Genomic DNA, 17,312 nt, shown 5'->3' with positions numbered 1-17,312 from the left:
GAGCCATCATCTTTTCAGTTATAACTTATACTTTTGCTTATTTCTCTATTTTATCAGTTATAACTGATAAATTTCATATTTATAAATGAAATTTCAGTTATATATGTGATATAACATAAATAGTTATAAGGAAGGGGCTGAGATGAATGATTAAACGTGAACTCTATATGAAACGCATCCGTCCGTTCATTGGATTGGACCTTATTAAGGTAATAACCGGAATTCATCGTTGTGGGAAATCTGTTATGTTAGAACTAATAAAACAGGAACTTATAGAATCAGGTGTTAATCCAACACAGTTTATCTCCATCAACTTTGAAGACTTAAGCTATTCTCATTTACAGACAGCCAAATCTCTTCATGATGAAATTACCAATCGTGCCAAGGAAATCGGTGGTAAAGTTTATCTTTTTTTCGATGAAATTCAAGAAGTGAAAGATTGGGAGAAGTGTATTAATTCTTTTCGTGTTTCATTGGACTATGACATCTATATCACTGGATCAAACGCAAAACTATTATCTGGTGAACTTGCCACTTATTTAGGCGGAAGATATGTAGAGTTTGTCATCTATCCATTTTCTTTTGGAGAATTCATCGAATTATATCGTCCAATTTACCCTAATAATTCAATCCAACTATGTTTTCAAAAGTATCTCATTACTGGAGGTATGCCCTATCTTGCGAATATTCGTTATGTGGATAAACCTTCTAAACAATATCTTCACGACTTATTTAACTCTGTACAGCTTAAAGATATTGTGAAACGCAATAAAATACGTGATGTAGATTTATTAGAACGTATTATTGCATATGTGATTGCGAATGTAGGTACAACCTTCTCTGCAAATTCTCTTGCGAAGTTTCTCAAAAGTGAACAACGTACTGTTGCGCCAGAAACAATCCTAAACTATATCAAATATTGTTGCGATGCTTATCTGTTCTATCAAGTGAAACGAGTTGATCTACAAGGCAAACAGATACTTTCTTCAAATGAAAAGTATTATATTGCAGATCATGGTATCCGTGAAGCTATTTTTGGAGGCAATATGCGAGATATAAATCTCATTCTAGAAAATATTGTCTATCTTGAATTATTACGTCGAGGCTATAAAGTGACTGTTGGTAAAACAGGAGAAAAAGAAATTGATTTTGTATGTGATAAACATGGTGAAAAGTTGTATGTTCAGGTAACATATCTCTTAGCATCAGAAGATACAATTAAACGTGAATTTGGTGCATATGATAATATCCGAGACAATTTCCCTAAGTATGTAGTTTCTCTTGATGAATTTGATATGAGCCGAAATGGTATTAAACATCAAAATATTCATGATTTCCTTTTAACTGAGAAATGGACATAGTAAGAGCAAATCAATCATAGAAAGACAAAATCTTTTTAGATTATTGACAGCACAATCAGAATAACATATATTAATTCTAGTGATCGTTCTGTAGAAACTTGCGAAGCCTACAGGCGGGGGAGAGTTTATATTACTCTCCCTCTTTTTTATTATATGATCATTAATTAGAAATCTCTGTTACTTATAACCAAGAGAAACAAATGATTTCCTATATCCATCAAAATTATGAGAGATCTATAATAACTAAATCAAGTACGAGTTCTTTTTTTTATAATTGAGGTAGGAGGTACCCTATGAATATTATTCAATTTAATCAAGTTAATGGTACAACTATCGATAAAATAGAAGGACAAACACGTTTTGGATATGCAATAAGTGATTATGTTGAATTCTATGAATTCCATAAGAGCCATAAGGGTTCTATGATATCTTTCTATGATTATGAGAACGGTAAGGTTATTCAGCCTTTTAAATGCCAGAAGAATGTATTATATGGAAAGCCTGTATTCCTAAACAACTATTTCTATTTCTTACAAGGAGACTACAACAAAGGAATCATGACTCTCTATAAGTATTTACCAGATAAATTATTAGAAACTGTCACAGAGCTTAATATAAAAAAAATAAACACATATAACTTATGTATCATAGGTGAAAATGTGCATATTATAAGTCAGGATGAGGAATTGGTTTGTTATTATCCTAGAAGGTTTCATTTTAAGATGGATCCACAGGAGAATGTACTCACTATTGATGACAATAAGGTGTACCTATCTAAGTGGATAGAGAATGGATGGGATGATTTCAATGACTGTGCATCAGAAAACTATGAATATTATGAAAAGGTTGTTGTAAGAGATTTTAAAGGACATAAAATATCAGAAGAAAAAGGATGTCTACAGAGGCATAACGATACATGGTGGATATCATGAAAAAGATGGGTGTATTAGTTATTATATTGATATTATTTGGTCTGTATTGTTTTAATTCAAATAAAAAGACATTAGATCTGCCTGATGCATCTAAGGTAGAATTTGCACATGTACATGGAGGCGCTATGACTACTGTCTATAAATTAAATCAAACTACGATTTCTTCTTTGATTAAAGATATAGAAGAAAAGTCATCTTATTCAAAAGAGTCAGTAAACGATAACCCTAATAATGTTGATTATATCAAGGTAAAGATGGATACAAAAACATATTATGTCTATGAAAGAAATGGAAAGACTTATATAGAAGAACCTTATAATGGAATATGGAAGATTCCTTCTGACTTATATAAGACTATTAAGAATAATAAAGATAAGCTGATAGTGGAGTACGAAGATTAATATAGTTTTAGACTATATATAACTGCATATTATATGTATTTCTCAATGATGAGAGTGGTTGTTATAATACAATCACTAACCAAGGAGGAATAAGAAATGGGAAATGTACCTTTTAGATATGATTTTGTAGGAAGTTTTTTAAGACCACAGGCACTCAAGGATGCTAAGGAAGCATTGGATAACGGAAAGTTATCTCAGGAAGATTATGATCATATTGTAGATGAAGAAGTTGTAAAAGTAGTTAAGAAACAGAAGGAATTAGGATACCATGTGATCACTGATGGAGAATTCAGAAGAACATTCTGGCATTTAGATTTCATGTGGGGATTTGAGGGTGTTGAACATAAGAATACCGGTAATGGTGTGAGATTTAATACAGAACTTGCAGTATTGGATGATACTTATCTTGTAGGTAAGATTAAGGCAAAAGCACATCCTTTTGTGGAATACTTTAAGTTCTTAAAACAGTTCGAAGATGAGAATACAGTGGCTAAGTATACTATTCCAGCCCCTGCACAGACTTTCCAGCAGATGATTGTACCTGCTAACTTTGAAACTACAAGAAAGTTCTATGCTACAAATGAAGAATTGATTCATGATATTGGTGTGGCTTATCAGGACATCATTAAACAGTTCTATGATGCAGGATGCCGTAATCTACAGTTAGATGACTGTACTTGGGGTGCGATTGTAGGAGATGCTGCAAAACAGAGATATGAATCTTTAGGACTTGATTTAGAAGAAGTAAAAGCTGAATTACTTGCAGTCAATAACCTTGCATTAGAAAATAAACCAGAAGACATGGTGATTACATCACATATATGCCGTGGTAATTACCATTCTACATTCTTTGCGAAAGGTCCATATAATTCTGTCGCTGATTATGTATTTGCGAAAGAAAATGTCGATGCTTTATATCTAGAATATGATGATGAAAGATCTGGAGGATTTGCACCTCTCGCAAAGGTATCAGAAGATAAGAAGGTTGTATTAGGTTTGATTACAACTAAAACACCTGAATTAGAAGATAAAGAAACAGTGATTAAGAGAATTCATGAAGCAGCTAAGTTTATTCCACTAGATAGACTCTATTTAAGTCCACAATGTGGATTCGCATCATGTGCGATTGGTAATAAACTCACTGAAGAACAGCAGTGGGCTAAATTAAAATTAGTCAAAGAAATTGCAGAAGAGGTATGGGGATAAGAACTTCGAAAGAAGTTCTTTTTTAGTGTAAAAAAAGAAGTAAGATCACTCTTACTTCTTACATCATTGAACAGCCGCCTCTATTGCCACCACGTTTATCATCTACTTCATAGTGGGCATTGAATTCTCTGTTGATTTCATCTAATTCTTTTAAACCATCAATATACGCATCATACATAGAAATGATTCCCTGTGAACAACCATCACATAAACCATCTACTATACCTAATGCATCATTCACAATTTGTTCTCTTTGTTCTCTTGTTGTATTCTTGATTAAAATATCTTCTTTGACCATAGTAACCCCCTGTATTGTCCTTTGTCCTTATTTTTAAATCTGATTGCATTCACAGGACAATGATGTAAACATCTTAAACACATCATACACTGTTCTTTTCTAAATGTCACATGGTCTTTGATTTCTATCGCCTGTTCAGGACATTCTTTCACACATAAGCCACAATGAATACAAGATTCATCAATGGTTAAGTTATCTGTTTTTCTTACCTGTTTATATTGAAACGAACAGGCCTTATTAATAAGAACTGGTACTGTTCCTTTCAAGTAGTCCCCTATTCTTCTTTCTTTGATTGTAGTAATGATTTCTTCTATTTGAGGATCTATTTGAGATTCTACCTTTTCATTTTTAGATGCATCATACATAGGAATATACGTATCCACCATTTTCACACCATACATAGCATAAAAGCCTGTGCCTTTCTTCTGCATAATACTATTCGCTTCTTTACCTATATTCCCTGGTTTACCACCATAAGTCACGACAAGATAAAAATAAGACTTAGAAGAGACAGACAATCTTTCTAAGAAATCCTTCACTATATAAGGTAAACCAAAGAAATAAACAGGTGTGACTATACCAATCATTTCATCCTGTTTAATGCTTTGAGCTGATTCAATAGATTGCATAGTATCCTGTAAGGACTTAGAAAGTGCTTCTGCTACATAGCGACTATTTCCTGTTCCACTAAAATAATAAATCATTGTATTACTCCTTTTAAAAGAGGAAACGCATTGCGTTTCCTTATGGTCTCATTCCTAATCCACCTTCAAGAGTGATTGTTTCACCAGTCATATATTTGAAGTCTGGAGAAGTTAATTGTACAACAACACGTCCGATTTCTTTTTCATTGTCACCAAAATGTCCCATAGGTGGTGTATGAACATTCGCCTTGAAAGCTTCTGGATAGGTTTTTTCAAACTTTTCAAGCTGTGCAGTCCAAGCAAGTGGACATACAACATTTACGTTGATACCAACTGCAGCCCATTCAGTTGCAGCAACACGTGTTAAACCACGGATACCTTCTTTTGCACCAGCGTAAGAGCACTGACCTTTGTTTCCGAATAATCCAGCACCAGATGCGAAGTTGATGACTGAACCTTTTGTTTCTTTTAAGTATGGATAACATGCTTTCATATAATAGAATGCTGCATATAATCCTGAATACATAGCTAAATCAAACTGTTCTGTAGTATGTTCTGCAAGAGATACACCAGATGCACTTGCCTGTGCATTATTGACTAATGCATCAATATGACCAAACTTTTCAATTGCCTTTCTACAACTGGTTTTACTACTGCTTCATTATCAGCATCTGCATTCACATCAGCCTGCACTGGAAGAACTTCTACATTATAAAGTCTTTCAATTTCTTCTTTTGCATCTTCTAGTTTCTTTAAGTTACGTCCAGTAATCACAATATTTGCGCCTTCTTTCGCAAATGCTGTTACGATACCATAACCAATTGAACCACATGTACCATCTTCAAGTACTGCACGTCAACCACCAGTCACAATGACAGTCTTACCTTCTAAAAATCCCATATTATTTACCTTCTTTCTTTTTAATTTAAAAGCGTTAAAATAATTATACATAATAAAATCTTAAAAGTGTAAGAATATGGTATTTATTAATTAATTCCTTTGTCTACTTCATTCTTATTAGGAATGCTGAACATTTCATTACTGATGATATTTTCAGGATCATCCACACCTTGATTCAATAACATGATCAGTGATACCCAGACAAAGATATCATAAGGGTTGAAATACTTATTTTTTTCTAGAAAACGGAGCTTTGACTGCGCAAAGTTTACGATGTTATCTCTATTTTCTATAATAAATTCATCGAGTTCATGAACATACATATAGCCAAGATTATGGAATCTTTTTACAACTCTTAATTCAGATATAATATAAGGCTCTTCTTTAATTGATACATTGAACTGTTCACAGATGATCTGTGTTAATTCACTCATAATAGGAGAATCATGATAATAAGTCATGAGAGAGTTATAGTTCAAGTCTGTCTTTAATACCTTCTCTATATGATCAATACCCTTATTGTATTCTTCTATATCATCTCTTATATTCACAAATTCTTCATCTAGTATTTCTAGAGTCGCACTGAGTCTTGTGAGTCTTCTACGAATATCCTTAGGTATTTCATATTGTGACTTATAACCTAGACCATGTTCTACTTCAGCCCAAGAATGCTGGAGAATAGTTCTAATCTGTATTTCAAAGACAATATGACGATAATCTGAATACTCTATCATATTCAGTCTTGCTTCATTATATTTTACTAATAAATGAAGAGAATTATAACCGAAATCAATACGGTCATCGTAGTTCTTCTTTCTCTTATCATTGTATTCCACAATATCAAAGTTCTGTTTAATCAACTTATAAATGACATCAATATCTGATTCGAATAATGTAATAATACGGCATGCAACGATATCTGTAATATCATTAACATCCTTGTACTTATGTTTTAAACAGATTTTACGTCTTAATGCATCTTCTGTTTTAATACGTATCGCAAAATTAGAAATCTTTATATTATTCTTTGTAATGATATTTTCAATAATATCTGTAATATCATGTTTTAATGAACGATAGAGACTCTGATTGTCATAATATTGTTGGATGATATGATTTTCAATTCTTTTATCCATCTTTTACACCTCTTAACTATCATACATATGATACATTAACTTAATGTGAAGAAAAAGCGAAAGATTAATTCTTTCGCTTTTGATGGTTAGTCTTACACATATTCATTAGTTAATTTTTTCTGCCTGTATATAATCGTCCAATATTCATTCCTATTTTTTGTGCAAATGCACATTTTCATGTAATACGCTGAAACATGCTGCACTCACAACCCCCTATTAAATCAAAAAACGCCAGAACTGGATATCAAAATCCCATTCCGACGTTATTGATTGCAATTATCTTATTAACTTTTCACTTTAGGACTTTCGCTTTTGATAGTTTCTTAAGTAATATATACCAGCAACACCCACAATAATAAATACTATAGATGTGAGTTGGGCCATACGGATAGGACCTAACATAAGTGAGTCCGTACGTAATCCTTCCACAAATACTCTCACAATACCATAACCGATAAAGTAAGAGAAAAACTGTTCACCTGTACATTGTGCTTTCTTCTTAACTACAAGAATAATCACAAGAAAGACAATCAAGTTCCCTACTGATTCATAAAGGAATGTAGGATGATGATAAGCTCCCTCAATATACATATTGTTGATGATAAATTGAGGAAGATGTAATAACTTGAGGAAATTTAATGAAACAGCTGAACCAAATGCTTCATGGTTGAAGAAGTTTCCCCAGCGACCACATGCCTGAGCAATGAGTACACCTGGCATAATCGCATCTCCTGCCACCAAGAAAGGAATATCCTTCTTTTTAAAGAAGTAATAGCTATAAATGAGTGCAGCTATGATTCCACCCTGTATTGCTAGTCCACCATGCCATATCGCAATAATTTCTTCAGGATGAGATGCATAGAGTTCTTTCCACATGAAGATAACATACCAGATACGGGCACCAATGATTCCTGTCATGAGTACTCCAAAGAAGTAATCTGATAAAATTTCAGAACTATAGCCTAATTTCTTAAAATTATACTGACCTAGCAGATAGGCAATAAATGCACCAATAATGATACATACTGCATACATATGAATCTGCAGAGCACCGATTTTAAGAAATATATTATATTCTGGAAAGAATTGCATAACTTACACCTGCTTACTTTTAATGTTTTCAAGGATTCTATTCACGAATTCTTTACTTGAATCAAATCCAGAATCCTTAAGCTGCATATTCATAACAGCTGCTTCAATAATAACTGACATAGAACGTCCGCCAGTTACTGGTACAACAATCTTAGGAATAGGAACTGAAAGAATATCTTCAGTAACATCATCTTCTTCTGCTCCAATACGTCTATATTCACGGGATGGTAACCATCTTTCTAACTGAATAATAAGGTCTACCTTTTCTTTTGGAAGAACACTGGCAGCCCCAAACATCTTAGATGCATCAATAACACCAATACCACGGATTTCTAGTAAGTTCTTTAAGACAGTGGGTGCTTTCCCAATAATAGACTGACCAATATGATAAAGTTCTACTGCATCATCCGCAATCAGCTGATGTCCTCTCTTAATAAGTTCAAGGGCGATTTCGGATTTACCAATACCACTATCCCCTTTAATAATGACACCTTTACCATAAATATTTAAGAATACACCATGGATCTGTGTTTCTGGTGCTAAGAGTTCGTCTAACTTACCCATTAAGTTAATAGATACTCTTCCTGTTGCCATTTCTGTTTCAAAGATTGGGAAGTTTCTCTTACATGCAATATTTTTTAGAATCTCTGGTGCTTCATATCCCTTTGCAATAATAATACAAGGTGTTTCATCATTCACAAGTTTAGAGAAGCATGCTAGCTGACTCTCTTTTGTCATTTCTCTAATAAATATATTTTCTTTATCACCTAATAGAATAATTCTTCTAAAATCACTATGTTTAAAGAAACCTGCAAGCTCAAATCCAGGACGGTTGATTTCTGCGATAAATACTTCTCTTTCTAAAGATTCTTCATCTCCAGATACACGTTTATAGGCTGGATTATTCATCAAGTCTTTTAGTTTTACGGACTTTCCCATAAAATACCTCCTTACAATAGGTTCTTAAGAAAGCGTCCTGTATGGCTCTTTTCACACTTTGCCACCTTTTCAGGGGTACCTTCCACAACTATTGTACCACCATTGTCGCCACCTTCCAATCCTAAATCGATGATGTGATCTGCGACCTTAATCACATCTAAATTATGTTCAATAACTAAGACTGTATCACCATTATCCACAATCTTCTGTAATACACCAATCAATCTATTCACATCATCACTATGTAATCCTGTTGTTGGTTCATCAAGAATATAAAGTGTTTTACCTGTTGAACGTTTTTGTAACTCAGATGCAAGCTTCACTCTTTGTGCTTCACCACCAGAAAGTGTTGTCGCACTTTGGCCAAGTTTAATATAACCAAGACCCACATCATAAAGTGCTTTAAGTTTAGTATAAATACGAGGAAGATTTTCAAAGAAAGTAAGTGATTCTTCTACAGTCATTTCTAATACATCATAGATGTTCTTATCCTTATAAGTCACCTGTAATGTTTCTTCATTATAACGATGTCCATGACATTCTTCACAAGGTACATAAACATCTGGAAGGAAGTTCATAGAGATACGTTTTACCCCATCTCCTTGACATGCTTCACAACGTCCACCCTTCACATTAAAGGAGAAACGTCCTTTATCATATCCACGTATTTTAGCTTCTGGTGTTTTCGAAAATAAATCACGAATATCATCAAAGACACCTGTATAAGTCACAGGATTAGAACGTGGTGTACGACCAATTGGTTCCTGTGATACTTCAATAACTTTATCAATATTCTCTATACCACGTATTTCTTTATGTTTACCAGGTAATTCACGTGAACGATAAATCTTAGCACGTAGTGCTTTACATAAAATATCATTCACTAATGTAGATTTACCTGAACCAGATACACCTGTTACCGCAATAAACTTACCAAGCGGAAACTTCACATTAATATTCTTTAGGTTATGTTCCTTAGCTCCGCGTACTTCTAAATAAAGACCATTTCCTTTATGTCTTGTTTTTGGTACATCAATCTTCTTTCTGCCAGATAAATAATCACCTGTAATAGAATTTTCATTGGCGGCAACTTCTTCAGGTGTACCATAGGCAATCACCTGTCCACCATGAATACCTGCACCAGGACCAATATCCACAATATAATCAGAAGCACGCATTGTGTCTTCATCATGTTCTACGACAAGCACACTATTTCCTAGATCACGCATTTCCTGTAGTGTATGAATGAGTTTCTCATTGTCTCTTTGATGAAGTCCAATAGAAGGTTCATCTAATACATAAAGAACTCCCGTTAAGCGTGAACCAATTTGAGTTGCTAGACGAATGCGCTGTGCTTCGCCACCGGATAAGCCTCCTGCACGTCTAGAAAGTGTTAAATAGCCTAATCCTACTTCATTCAAGAATGTAAGTCTGTCATGAATTTCTTTTAAGATCAAATGGGCAATCTTTTCTTCCATTTCTGATAGTTTAAGATTTTCCACAAATTCTAAAGCTTTCTCAATAGAAAGATTAGTGAATTCAATAATATTCAACCCACCAACTTGTACACTTAAAACCATTTCATTCAATCTTGCACCATGACATGTAGGACAGGTATGTTCAGCCATAAATGACGCATACCATTCTTTAGACCATTTAGAAGATGTTTCTTCATAACGTCTTTGAATAAGTGTAACGACACCTTCAATATAGTTTGTTGTACGAGAAACATTACCCGAAGAAGAGACAATTGTATAAGTAATAGGTTCATGAGAACCAGTAAAGATAATATCTCTTTCTTCTTCATCAAAGTCCTTTAAAGGCTTATCTAAATCAATATGATAATATTCGCATAGTTTTAAGAAACGCTGCCATTCAATACGATCAGTCCCTACTGCTGTCTTGAAATAACGTATACCACCCTCATTAATACTCAAGTTCCAGTCAGGTACTAATAAGTCTAGATCCACTTCTTCCTTAATACCTAAACCTTTACAATCAGGACAAGCACCTAATGGATTATTAAAAGAGAATAAACGTGGTTCTAGCTTAGGAACAGAGAAACCACAAATAGGACAGGCATAGTTAGAAGAGAAAAGCTTTTCTGTACTCTGTGTAAGGTTCTCTACAATAGCTTCACCATCTGTTAATTTTAAAGCTGTTTCTAAGGATTCAATGAGACGTGTACGATAGCCTTCTTTTTTCTTAATACGATCGACAATGACATCGATGGTATGCTTTTTATTTTTTTCTAGAGTAATGTCTTCATCAAGAGTATACATATTTCCATCTACTTTGACTCTGACATACCCTTCTTTTCTTAATTTATCAAAGAGATCTTTATGTGTTCCCTTTTGATTCATAGCCATACGTGCAAGAATCTGAAGTTTATCTCCATCATCATATGTATCCACAATATCACCCATCTGTTTTAATGTCTGGGCTTCTATCTTAATCCCATGATGAGGACAATAAGCATGTCCTACACGAGCATATAACAAACGTAAATAATCATAAATTTCTGTTACTGTACCAACAGTAGAACGTGGATTATTCGATGTTGTTTTCTGATCAATCGCAATAGCAGGTGATAACCCTTCTATTGAATCCACATCAGGTTTTTCCATTCCACCTAAGAACTGTCTTGCATAAGAATTCAATGATTCTACATAACGTCTTTGACCTTCTGCATAGATTGTATCAAACGCAAGAGATGTCTTCCCACTTCCTGATAAACCTGTCATAATCACAAGTTTATTTTTAGGAATATCTATATTCACATTTTTGAGGTTATTGACACGTGCACCCCTCACTGCAATGACATCCTGTTTCATTCTTCAACCTCCTTATAATCACTTCTTTATTTAAACCCTGTAATTGGTAGTCATAGGCTAGAGAAAGTATTTTAGAATAATCCTGATGATTCTCAAAACCTTCATTTATTAAATCTTTACCTGTCACAATAGGAACAGGTGCATGGTCTCCACACATAGACACCATTTCTTCTACATAAGCATTCAATTCATTGATAGAAGCACTTGTAACCATACCTCTTCCTAACTTATCACATCTTGCAAGATAGAGAAGATCCTTTAAAGGTGCCTTCTGATCTATTGCTTTTAAGAAGCGTAAGAATTTAATCTTTCTTGCATGATTACGAGAAAATGTAGGTAATACCATATGATATTGAATCATGGTATAAATATATCTTTTCTGTTTATGAGAGAGAATCAGATCCACCTTTTCATCAAAAAGGGCGGCACCTTCTTCTGCATGACCATAAGCATGTCCTTCTGGTGTTGTTACAAGTGGTTTACCTATATCATGTAATAAGGCACTCCACATAAACCATAACGGTTCACTTGTATGATGTTTACATAATGCTGCTAAATCAGTTACCAGCATTGTATGATTCCAGACACTGCCTTCTGGATGATAGTCTGTTCTCTGATGGGTTGTATCTAAGTCCTGTAAGTAGAACGGAAGGCCATGAATGTCTCTTAAGAAATTGAGTCCCTGTGAAGGATATAATCCCATCAATATCTTACAGTATTCTGTATAAATACGTTCTATGCTGAGAGTATCTAATCCCCCTTCTTCTACGATAGATTGACATAGATTTTTTGTATCTGGATCCATCTTGAAGCCATAACGTGACATGAAGGACGCTCCTCTTAGTACTCGTAATGGATCTTCTGAGAAATGCTCCACATTCGTTGCACGAAGAATACCATTCTTTAAATCCTTCTGCCCTGAATAGAAATCAATGACTGTTCCTGTTTCTATATCATATAACATACTATTAATCGTAAAATCTCTTCTTGCACAGGCTTTTTCTAAAGGAAGATCAGGATCCACAATAACATTAAAGTCCTGATGCTTGAGTCCTGTTTTTTCTTCTATTCTTGGTAAGGCGAATTCATAGCCTTCAAGAGTAGACAAATGAACCACCGCAAATGCCGCACCCATGACCTGTACTGTTCCAAAGGGTGACAATACTTCCTTTAAAGCCGCAAAAGAGAGGTGATGTACTTCTACATCAATATCTTTAGATCTTCTTTTTAATAGAAAATCACGTACACATCCTCCTACTAGATATACATGTCCTCCAGCCTGTTTAATTGCCTCAAAGACATCTAATGCGAGAGGTGTGAGACTAAATTCACTTTCCATCTTTAATCTCCTCTATCATATCTCGAAGTTCCATAGCACGTTCAAAGTCAAGCAACTTCGCTGCTTCTTTCATCTGTCTTTCTAATTCCTCAAGAAGAACCTTCTTATCCTTCTTAGGTGCTTTACGGCCTTTCTTGACAAGCTTCTGTGCTTCATCAATGACTTCCTGACCATGGATAGCTTCTCTAATTTCTTTCTTAATTGTTGTTGGAGTAATACCATGAGCCTTATTATAAGCTTCCTGTATTTCTCTACGACGACTTGTTTCATCAATGGCACGCTGCATAGAATCAGTGATACGATCTGCATACATAATAACATGACCATCCGCATTTCTTGCCGCACGACCAATTGTCTGGATCAACGAACGTTCACTTCTCAAGAAACCTTCCTTATCTGCATCTAAGATACATACAAGAGAAACTTCTGGAAGGTCTAAACCTTCTCTTAATAAGTTGATACCAATCAAAACATCATATTTACCCAAACGTAAATCTCTTAATATTTCTGTACGTTCTAATGTTTTTGTTTCTGAATGAAGATAAGCAACCTTTAAACCAAATTCCTTAAGATAATCAGTTAAATCCTCAGCCATTCTCTTTGTAAGAGTCGTAATAAGTACACGTTCATTTCTTTCTATACGTAACTGTATTTCACTAATAATATCATCAATCTGATCTTCTATTGGACGTACTTCAATAATAGGATCTAATAATCCTGTAGGACGAATAATCTGTTCAACATATTCACCATGTACACCTTCTAACTCATAATCACCTGGTGTAGCGGATACAAATATTGCCTGGGGAATAAGTTTTTCAAACTCTTCAAAACGAAGTGGTCTATTGTCCAATGCACTTGGTAAACGGAAACCATATTCCACTAATGTTTCTTTACGACTTCTGTCTCCATTAAACATACCTCTGATCTGCGGAAGCATAACATGAGATTCATCGACAATAAGCAAGAAATCATCTGGAAAATAATCTATTAAACAATAAGGTCTTTCTCCTGGCTTTCTTCCATCAATATGACGTGAATAGTTTTCAATACCTGGACAGATACCTACTTCTCTCAACATTTCAATATCATGTCTTGTACGGTTATCGATTCTTTCATACTCAAGTGGTTTTGCGGCATCCTGGAAATACTGTAGTCGGTCTTTTAATTCTTCTTCAATCGTATCACAGGCATGAAGCATCTTTTCTCTGCTGGTAATATATTCTTCAGCCGGATAAATCGTATATGTATTATAAGAAGCCTGAACATGACCAGTCAAAGGATCAACTTCTGTAATACGATCTACTTCATCACCAAATAATTCAATACGTATAATATAAGATTCAGTATGACCTGGTACTATTTCAATGACATCACCACGTACTCTAAAAGTACCTTTGACCTGGTCCATATCATTTCTAGTATATTGTCTATCTACTAAGAATGTGAGTAATTCACGTCGATCAATTTCCTGACCCACACGTAAAGAGAAAATCATTTCCTGATAACTCTGTGGATTACCTAAACCATAAATAGCGGCCACAGATGCAACAACAATCGTATCTTTTCTTTCTAATAAAGAATTCATAGCAGCAGCTCTTAACATCTCTATTTCTTCATTTGTTTGTGATTCTTTATCAATATATGTATCACTCTTAGGAATATAGGCTTCTGGCTGATAGAAATCGAAGTTTGAAATAAAGTATTCTACACGATTTTCTGGAAAGAATTCCTTTAATTCGCTATAAAGCTGTCCAGCTAATGTTTTATTGTGTGATAGTACAAGAGTAGGTTTATTCACCTGTGCAATCACATTCGCAAAGGTAAATGTCTTACCAGTCCCTGTACCACCTAATAAGACCTGTGTCTTTTTACCTTCATGAATTCCTTTCACAAGTTCTTTAATAGCTTCTGGCTGATCTCCCATTGGTTCAAATTTTGATACAAGCTTGTAAGACATATAATCCCTTCTTTCTATATTAAAGTAAGTACTTTCTGTAATGTATTGTCATATTCTTTATGACTTAATCTTTCTGCAAGTACACTAACCATGCATTCCTGATCACTATATTCTAATACACCATCTACAGTTAAACCATGATCCTGTTCAAAACGTTTAAGTGCATCACTTACACCCTGTGAGAAATAACCATCTGTACGACCTGGATTATAACCAAGTACTTCTAATAATCTTTCCATAACAATAATAGAATTATTCACATTATCCACATAATACTTATCACTATAATAAGTGAAATAAGCAGATAAGAGAGACTGATCCTCTACTGTCACATCAGGAGTCCATCCCTTCTTATTAATATTCACACCCTTAGGTGTATACCACTTTGCATAAGTATATTTCAATACAGAACCATCAGTTAAGTTCGTCTGTGCCTGGATAGTCCCTTTACCATAAGATTGCTGCCCAATAAGTTTATATCCCTGTATTTCTTTAAATGTACCTGCACATAATTCTGATGCACTAGCTGTTCCACCATTCATTAAAATATAACCATTAGAAAATGCATAATGTGTCTTTGTATTATCCTTATATGTTTCAGTCTGACCCTTTTTATTCTTAACAGTAAAAAGTGTTTCACCCTTCTCATTAAATAAAGAAAGTAGATCTCTAGCGGCAGTAATATAACCCCCACCATTCCCTCTTAAGTCTAGAATAATATCTGAGACATTCTGTTTCTTAAACTCTTTTAAAGCTTTTTCTACATGCTGTGCAGTTGTATCTCCAAAAGTAGAAATATTCACATAACCATATGTTTTATTATTTTTAGTTCCTACATAATAAGTGACATCGGAACTGAAGTTCTTACGTACTGCTTTCACATTCAAAGTCTGTTTAAGTCTTTTTACCTTTAAAGAAACTTCTGTACCTTCATTTCCTTTAATATGTTCCTGCATTTCTGTACTTGTCAACCCATTGAGTGATTTATTATCTGCTTCAGTAATAATATCTCCTGCCTTAAGTCCAGCCTTTTCAGCACTGCTTCCTTCTATAATACCAGTCAATAAAGCACCACTATGAACTGGAGAAAAATAAACACCAATACCACTATAGCTGCCATTTATATCACTATTAAATTCTTTATTTTCCTGAGAAGACATAAAAGAGGAATGTGAGTCTCCTAGACCATTTACTAACCCTTGAATCATACGATCTTGAATAGATGTTTGAGAATCTGTTGTATCTAACCAGTTATTATTTAATAAATCTACTACTTCATCGACTAATGTGAGATTTGTTTTCTCATTCGCATTTGCATTACTATTATGGAATACTATATAACCACTACCAAAACCAAGGGCTAAACATAGCACCCCTATCACTATATATTTGATTAATAAACTTTTCTTTCTTTTATTTAGTTCCATGTTCAAGTCACCTCGTTTCATTATTTTATCATAACATTGATGTTTTGAGTAGAAACTTGACCAAAAAGAAAAGATCCCTATACAGGGATCTTCCATTATTTAATTCAGATTTGATTAAGCTAATTCTGAGAAATACTTGATTGTCTTAACCATGTTAGAAGTGAATGAGTTTTCGTTGTCGTACCAAGATACAACCTGAACTTCACTATTTCCATCAGGTAAAGCTGTAACCATAGTCTGAGTTGCGTCAAATAATGAACCGTAAGTCATTCCAACGATGTCAGAAGATACGATTTCGTCTTCATTGTAACCGAATGAATCAGTTGCAGCAGCCTTCATAGCAGCGTTAACTTCATCAACAGTAACAGTACCCTTAACAACAGCTGTTAAAACTGTAGTTGATCCAGTTGGAACTGGTACACGAACTGCAGAACCGATTAATTTACCATTTAATTCTGGGATAACTAAACCGATAGCTTTTGCAGCACCTGTAGATGATGGTACGATATTAACTGCAGCAGCTCTAGATCTTCTTAAGTTACCTTTTCTCTGTGGTCCATCAAGAAGCATCTGGTCACCAGTGTAACCATGAACTGTTAACATGATACCACCCTGGATTTCTGCTAACTTGTTTAATGCATCAGCCATTGGAGCTAAGCAGTTTGTAGTACAAGAAGCTGCAGAGATAACCTTATCATCTGCTGTTAATGTTTTGTTGTTTACGTTGAATACGATAGTCTTAAGATCGTTTCCAGCTGGAGCTGAAATAACAACCTTCTTAGCACCTGCAGCTATATGAGCTTCAGCTTTTGCTTTTGAAGTGTAGAAACCAGTACATTCAAG

At 34.4% G+C, this 17,312-nt stretch carries 16 protein-coding genes; 4 read left to right on the top strand and 12 right to left on the bottom strand.

Going from position 1 to position 17,312, the window contains the following annotated elements:
* Nucleotides 1-146: 146 nt before the first annotated feature.
* The 4 genes from B2S90_RS05550 to B2S90_RS05535 all read left to right on the top strand — a co-directional run bounded on the left by B2S90_RS05550 (nucleotide 147) and on the right by B2S90_RS05535 (nucleotide 3,900).
* A complete protein-coding gene (locus tag B2S90_RS05550; protein WP_286696671.1) occupies nucleotides 147-1,361 on the top strand; it encodes an ATP-binding protein in 1,215 nt (404 codons plus the stop codon).
* A 293-nt stretch (nucleotides 1,362-1,654) separates the two neighbouring features.
* On the top strand, nucleotides 1,655-2,293 hold the full coding sequence (locus tag B2S90_RS05545) for a hypothetical protein (protein WP_286696670.1): 639 nt from the start codon (nucleotides 1,655-1,657) through the stop codon (nucleotides 2,291-2,293).
* Nucleotides 2,290-2,694, top strand: a complete 405-nt coding sequence (locus B2S90_RS05540) for a DUF5301 domain-containing protein (RefSeq protein ID WP_278861246.1) — start codon at nucleotides 2,290-2,292, stop codon at nucleotides 2,692-2,694. Before B2S90_RS05545 ends, B2S90_RS05540 begins: the two co-directional genes overlap by 4 nt.
* 96 nt (nucleotides 2,695-2,790) lie before the next feature.
* Nucleotides 2,791-3,900, top strand: coding sequence for a 5-methyltetrahydropteroyltriglutamate--homocysteine S-methyltransferase (locus B2S90_RS05535; RefSeq protein ID WP_278861247.1), 1,110 nt, complete (start codon nucleotides 2,791-2,793; stop codon nucleotides 3,898-3,900).
* Between the two features lie 58 nt (nucleotides 3,901-3,958).
* Here B2S90_RS05535 and B2S90_RS05530 read toward each other — a convergent pair whose 3' ends face one another.
* The 12 genes from B2S90_RS05530 to B2S90_RS05475 all read right to left on the bottom strand — a co-directional run.
* A complete protein-coding gene (locus B2S90_RS05530) occupies nucleotides 3,959-4,198 on the bottom strand; it encodes a hypothetical protein (RefSeq protein ID WP_055234811.1) in 240 nt (79 codons plus the stop codon).
* Nucleotides 4,177-4,902, bottom strand: a complete 726-nt coding sequence (locus B2S90_RS05525; RefSeq protein WP_278780724.1) for an EFR1 family ferrodoxin — start codon at nucleotides 4,900-4,902, stop codon at nucleotides 4,177-4,179. Before B2S90_RS05525 ends, B2S90_RS05530 begins: the two co-directional genes overlap by 22 nt.
* Before the next feature lie 40 nt (nucleotides 4,903-4,942).
* Entirely contained in the window at nucleotides 4,943-5,452 is a 510-nt protein-coding gene (locus B2S90_RS05520; RefSeq protein ID WP_286696673.1) for an SDR family NAD(P)-dependent oxidoreductase, read from the bottom strand.
* A complete protein-coding gene (locus B2S90_RS05515) occupies nucleotides 5,440-5,619 on the bottom strand; it encodes a hypothetical protein (RefSeq protein WP_286696672.1) in 180 nt (59 codons plus the stop codon). Before B2S90_RS05515 ends, B2S90_RS05520 begins: the two co-directional genes overlap by 13 nt.
* A 209-nt stretch (nucleotides 5,620-5,828) precedes the next feature.
* A complete protein-coding gene (locus tag B2S90_RS05510) occupies nucleotides 5,829-6,878 on the bottom strand; it encodes a GTP pyrophosphokinase (RefSeq protein ID WP_055234350.1) in 1,050 nt (349 codons plus the stop codon).
* Between the two features lie 297 nt (nucleotides 6,879-7,175).
* A complete protein-coding gene (lgt, locus tag B2S90_RS05505) occupies nucleotides 7,176-7,970 on the bottom strand; it encodes a prolipoprotein diacylglyceryl transferase (protein WP_278860362.1) in 795 nt (264 codons plus the stop codon).
* A 3-nt stretch (nucleotides 7,971-7,973) separates the two neighbouring features.
* Complete coding sequence (gene hprK / locus B2S90_RS05500) at nucleotides 7,974-8,909, bottom strand: HPr(Ser) kinase/phosphatase (RefSeq protein WP_055234346.1); 936 nt, start codon at nucleotides 8,907-8,909, stop codon at nucleotides 7,974-7,976.
* Between the two features lie 11 nt (nucleotides 8,910-8,920).
* Nucleotides 8,921-11,743 carry an excinuclease ABC subunit UvrA gene (gene uvrA, locus B2S90_RS05495; protein ID WP_278780655.1) on the bottom strand — a complete coding sequence of 941 codons (2,823 nt, stop codon included), beginning with the start codon at nucleotides 11,741-11,743 and terminating at the stop codon, nucleotides 8,921-8,923.
* Nucleotides 11,700-13,082 (bottom strand): CCA tRNA nucleotidyltransferase, encoded by a 1,383-nt coding sequence (locus tag B2S90_RS05490; RefSeq protein WP_278860361.1) that lies wholly within the window; start codon nucleotides 13,080-13,082, stop codon nucleotides 11,700-11,702. Before B2S90_RS05490 ends, uvrA begins: the two co-directional genes overlap by 44 nt.
* On the bottom strand, nucleotides 13,072-15,042 hold the full coding sequence (gene uvrB / locus B2S90_RS05485) for an excinuclease ABC subunit UvrB (protein ID WP_278860360.1): 1,971 nt from the start codon (nucleotides 15,040-15,042) through the stop codon (nucleotides 13,072-13,074). The genes B2S90_RS05490 and uvrB overlap by 11 nt, the downstream gene beginning before the upstream one ends.
* Nucleotides 15,043-15,056: 14 nt before the next feature.
* Nucleotides 15,057-16,469, bottom strand: a complete 1,413-nt coding sequence (locus tag B2S90_RS05480) for a S41 family peptidase (RefSeq protein ID WP_286696669.1) — start codon at nucleotides 16,467-16,469, stop codon at nucleotides 15,057-15,059.
* A 114-nt stretch (nucleotides 16,470-16,583) separates the two neighbouring features.
* On the bottom strand, nucleotides 16,584-17,312 hold a 729-nt coding region (locus B2S90_RS05475; RefSeq protein ID WP_286696668.1), incomplete at its 5' end, for a type I glyceraldehyde-3-phosphate dehydrogenase.

Origin of the sequence: Catenibacterium sp. UBA627 (assembly GCF_002299355.1) — a bacterium.
GTDB classification, from domain to species: domain Bacteria; phylum Bacillota_I; class Bacilli_A; order Erysipelotrichales; family Coprobacillaceae; genus Catenibacterium; species Catenibacterium mitsuoka.
Note: the sequence above shows the minus strand (reverse complement) of the source record. Positions and strands in the feature narration are given on the sequence as shown.

Excerpts from the sequence above, each read along its gene's own strand:
- B2S90_RS05535 (WP_278861247.1), top strand. The coding sequence starts at position 2,791 with ATGGGAAATGTACCTTTTAGATATGATTTTGTAGGAAGTTTTTTAAGA.
- B2S90_RS05540 (WP_278861246.1), top strand. The coding sequence starts at position 2,290 with ATGAAAAAGATGGGTGTATTAGTTATTATATTGATATTATTTGGTCTG.
- uvrB (WP_278860360.1), bottom strand. The coding sequence starts at position 15,042 with ATGTCTTACAAGCTTGTATCAAAATTTGAACCAATGGGAGATCAGCCA.
- B2S90_RS05545 (WP_286696670.1), top strand. The coding sequence starts at position 1,655 with ATGAATATTATTCAATTTAATCAAGTTAATGGTACAACTATCGATAAA.
- B2S90_RS05550 (WP_286696671.1), top strand. The coding sequence starts at position 147 with ATGATTAAACGTGAACTCTATATGAAACGCATCCGTCCGTTCATTGGA.
- lgt (WP_278860362.1), bottom strand. The coding sequence starts at position 7,970 with ATGCAATTCTTTCCAGAATATAATATATTTCTTAAAATCGGTGCTCTG.
- hprK (WP_055234346.1), bottom strand. The coding sequence starts at position 8,909 with ATGGGAAAGTCCGTAAAACTAAAAGACTTGATGAATAATCCAGCCTAT.
- B2S90_RS05490 (WP_278860361.1), bottom strand. The coding sequence starts at position 13,082 with ATGGAAAGTGAATTTAGTCTCACACCTCTCGCATTAGATGTCTTTGAG.
- B2S90_RS05480 (WP_286696669.1), bottom strand. The coding sequence starts at position 16,469 with ATGGAACTAAATAAAAGAAAGAAAAGTTTATTAATCAAATATATAGTG.
- B2S90_RS05510 (WP_055234350.1), bottom strand. The coding sequence starts at position 6,878 with ATGGATAAAAGAATTGAAAATCATATCATCCAACAATATTATGACAAT.
- B2S90_RS05525 (WP_278780724.1), bottom strand. The coding sequence starts at position 4,902 with ATGATTTATTATTTTAGTGGAACAGGAAATAGTCGCTATGTAGCAGAA.
- uvrA (WP_278780655.1), bottom strand. The coding sequence starts at position 11,743 with ATGAAACAGGATGTCATTGCAGTGAGGGGTGCACGTGTCAATAACCTC.
- B2S90_RS05530 (WP_055234811.1), bottom strand. The coding sequence starts at position 4,198 with ATGGTCAAAGAAGATATTTTAATCAAGAATACAACAAGAGAACAAAGA.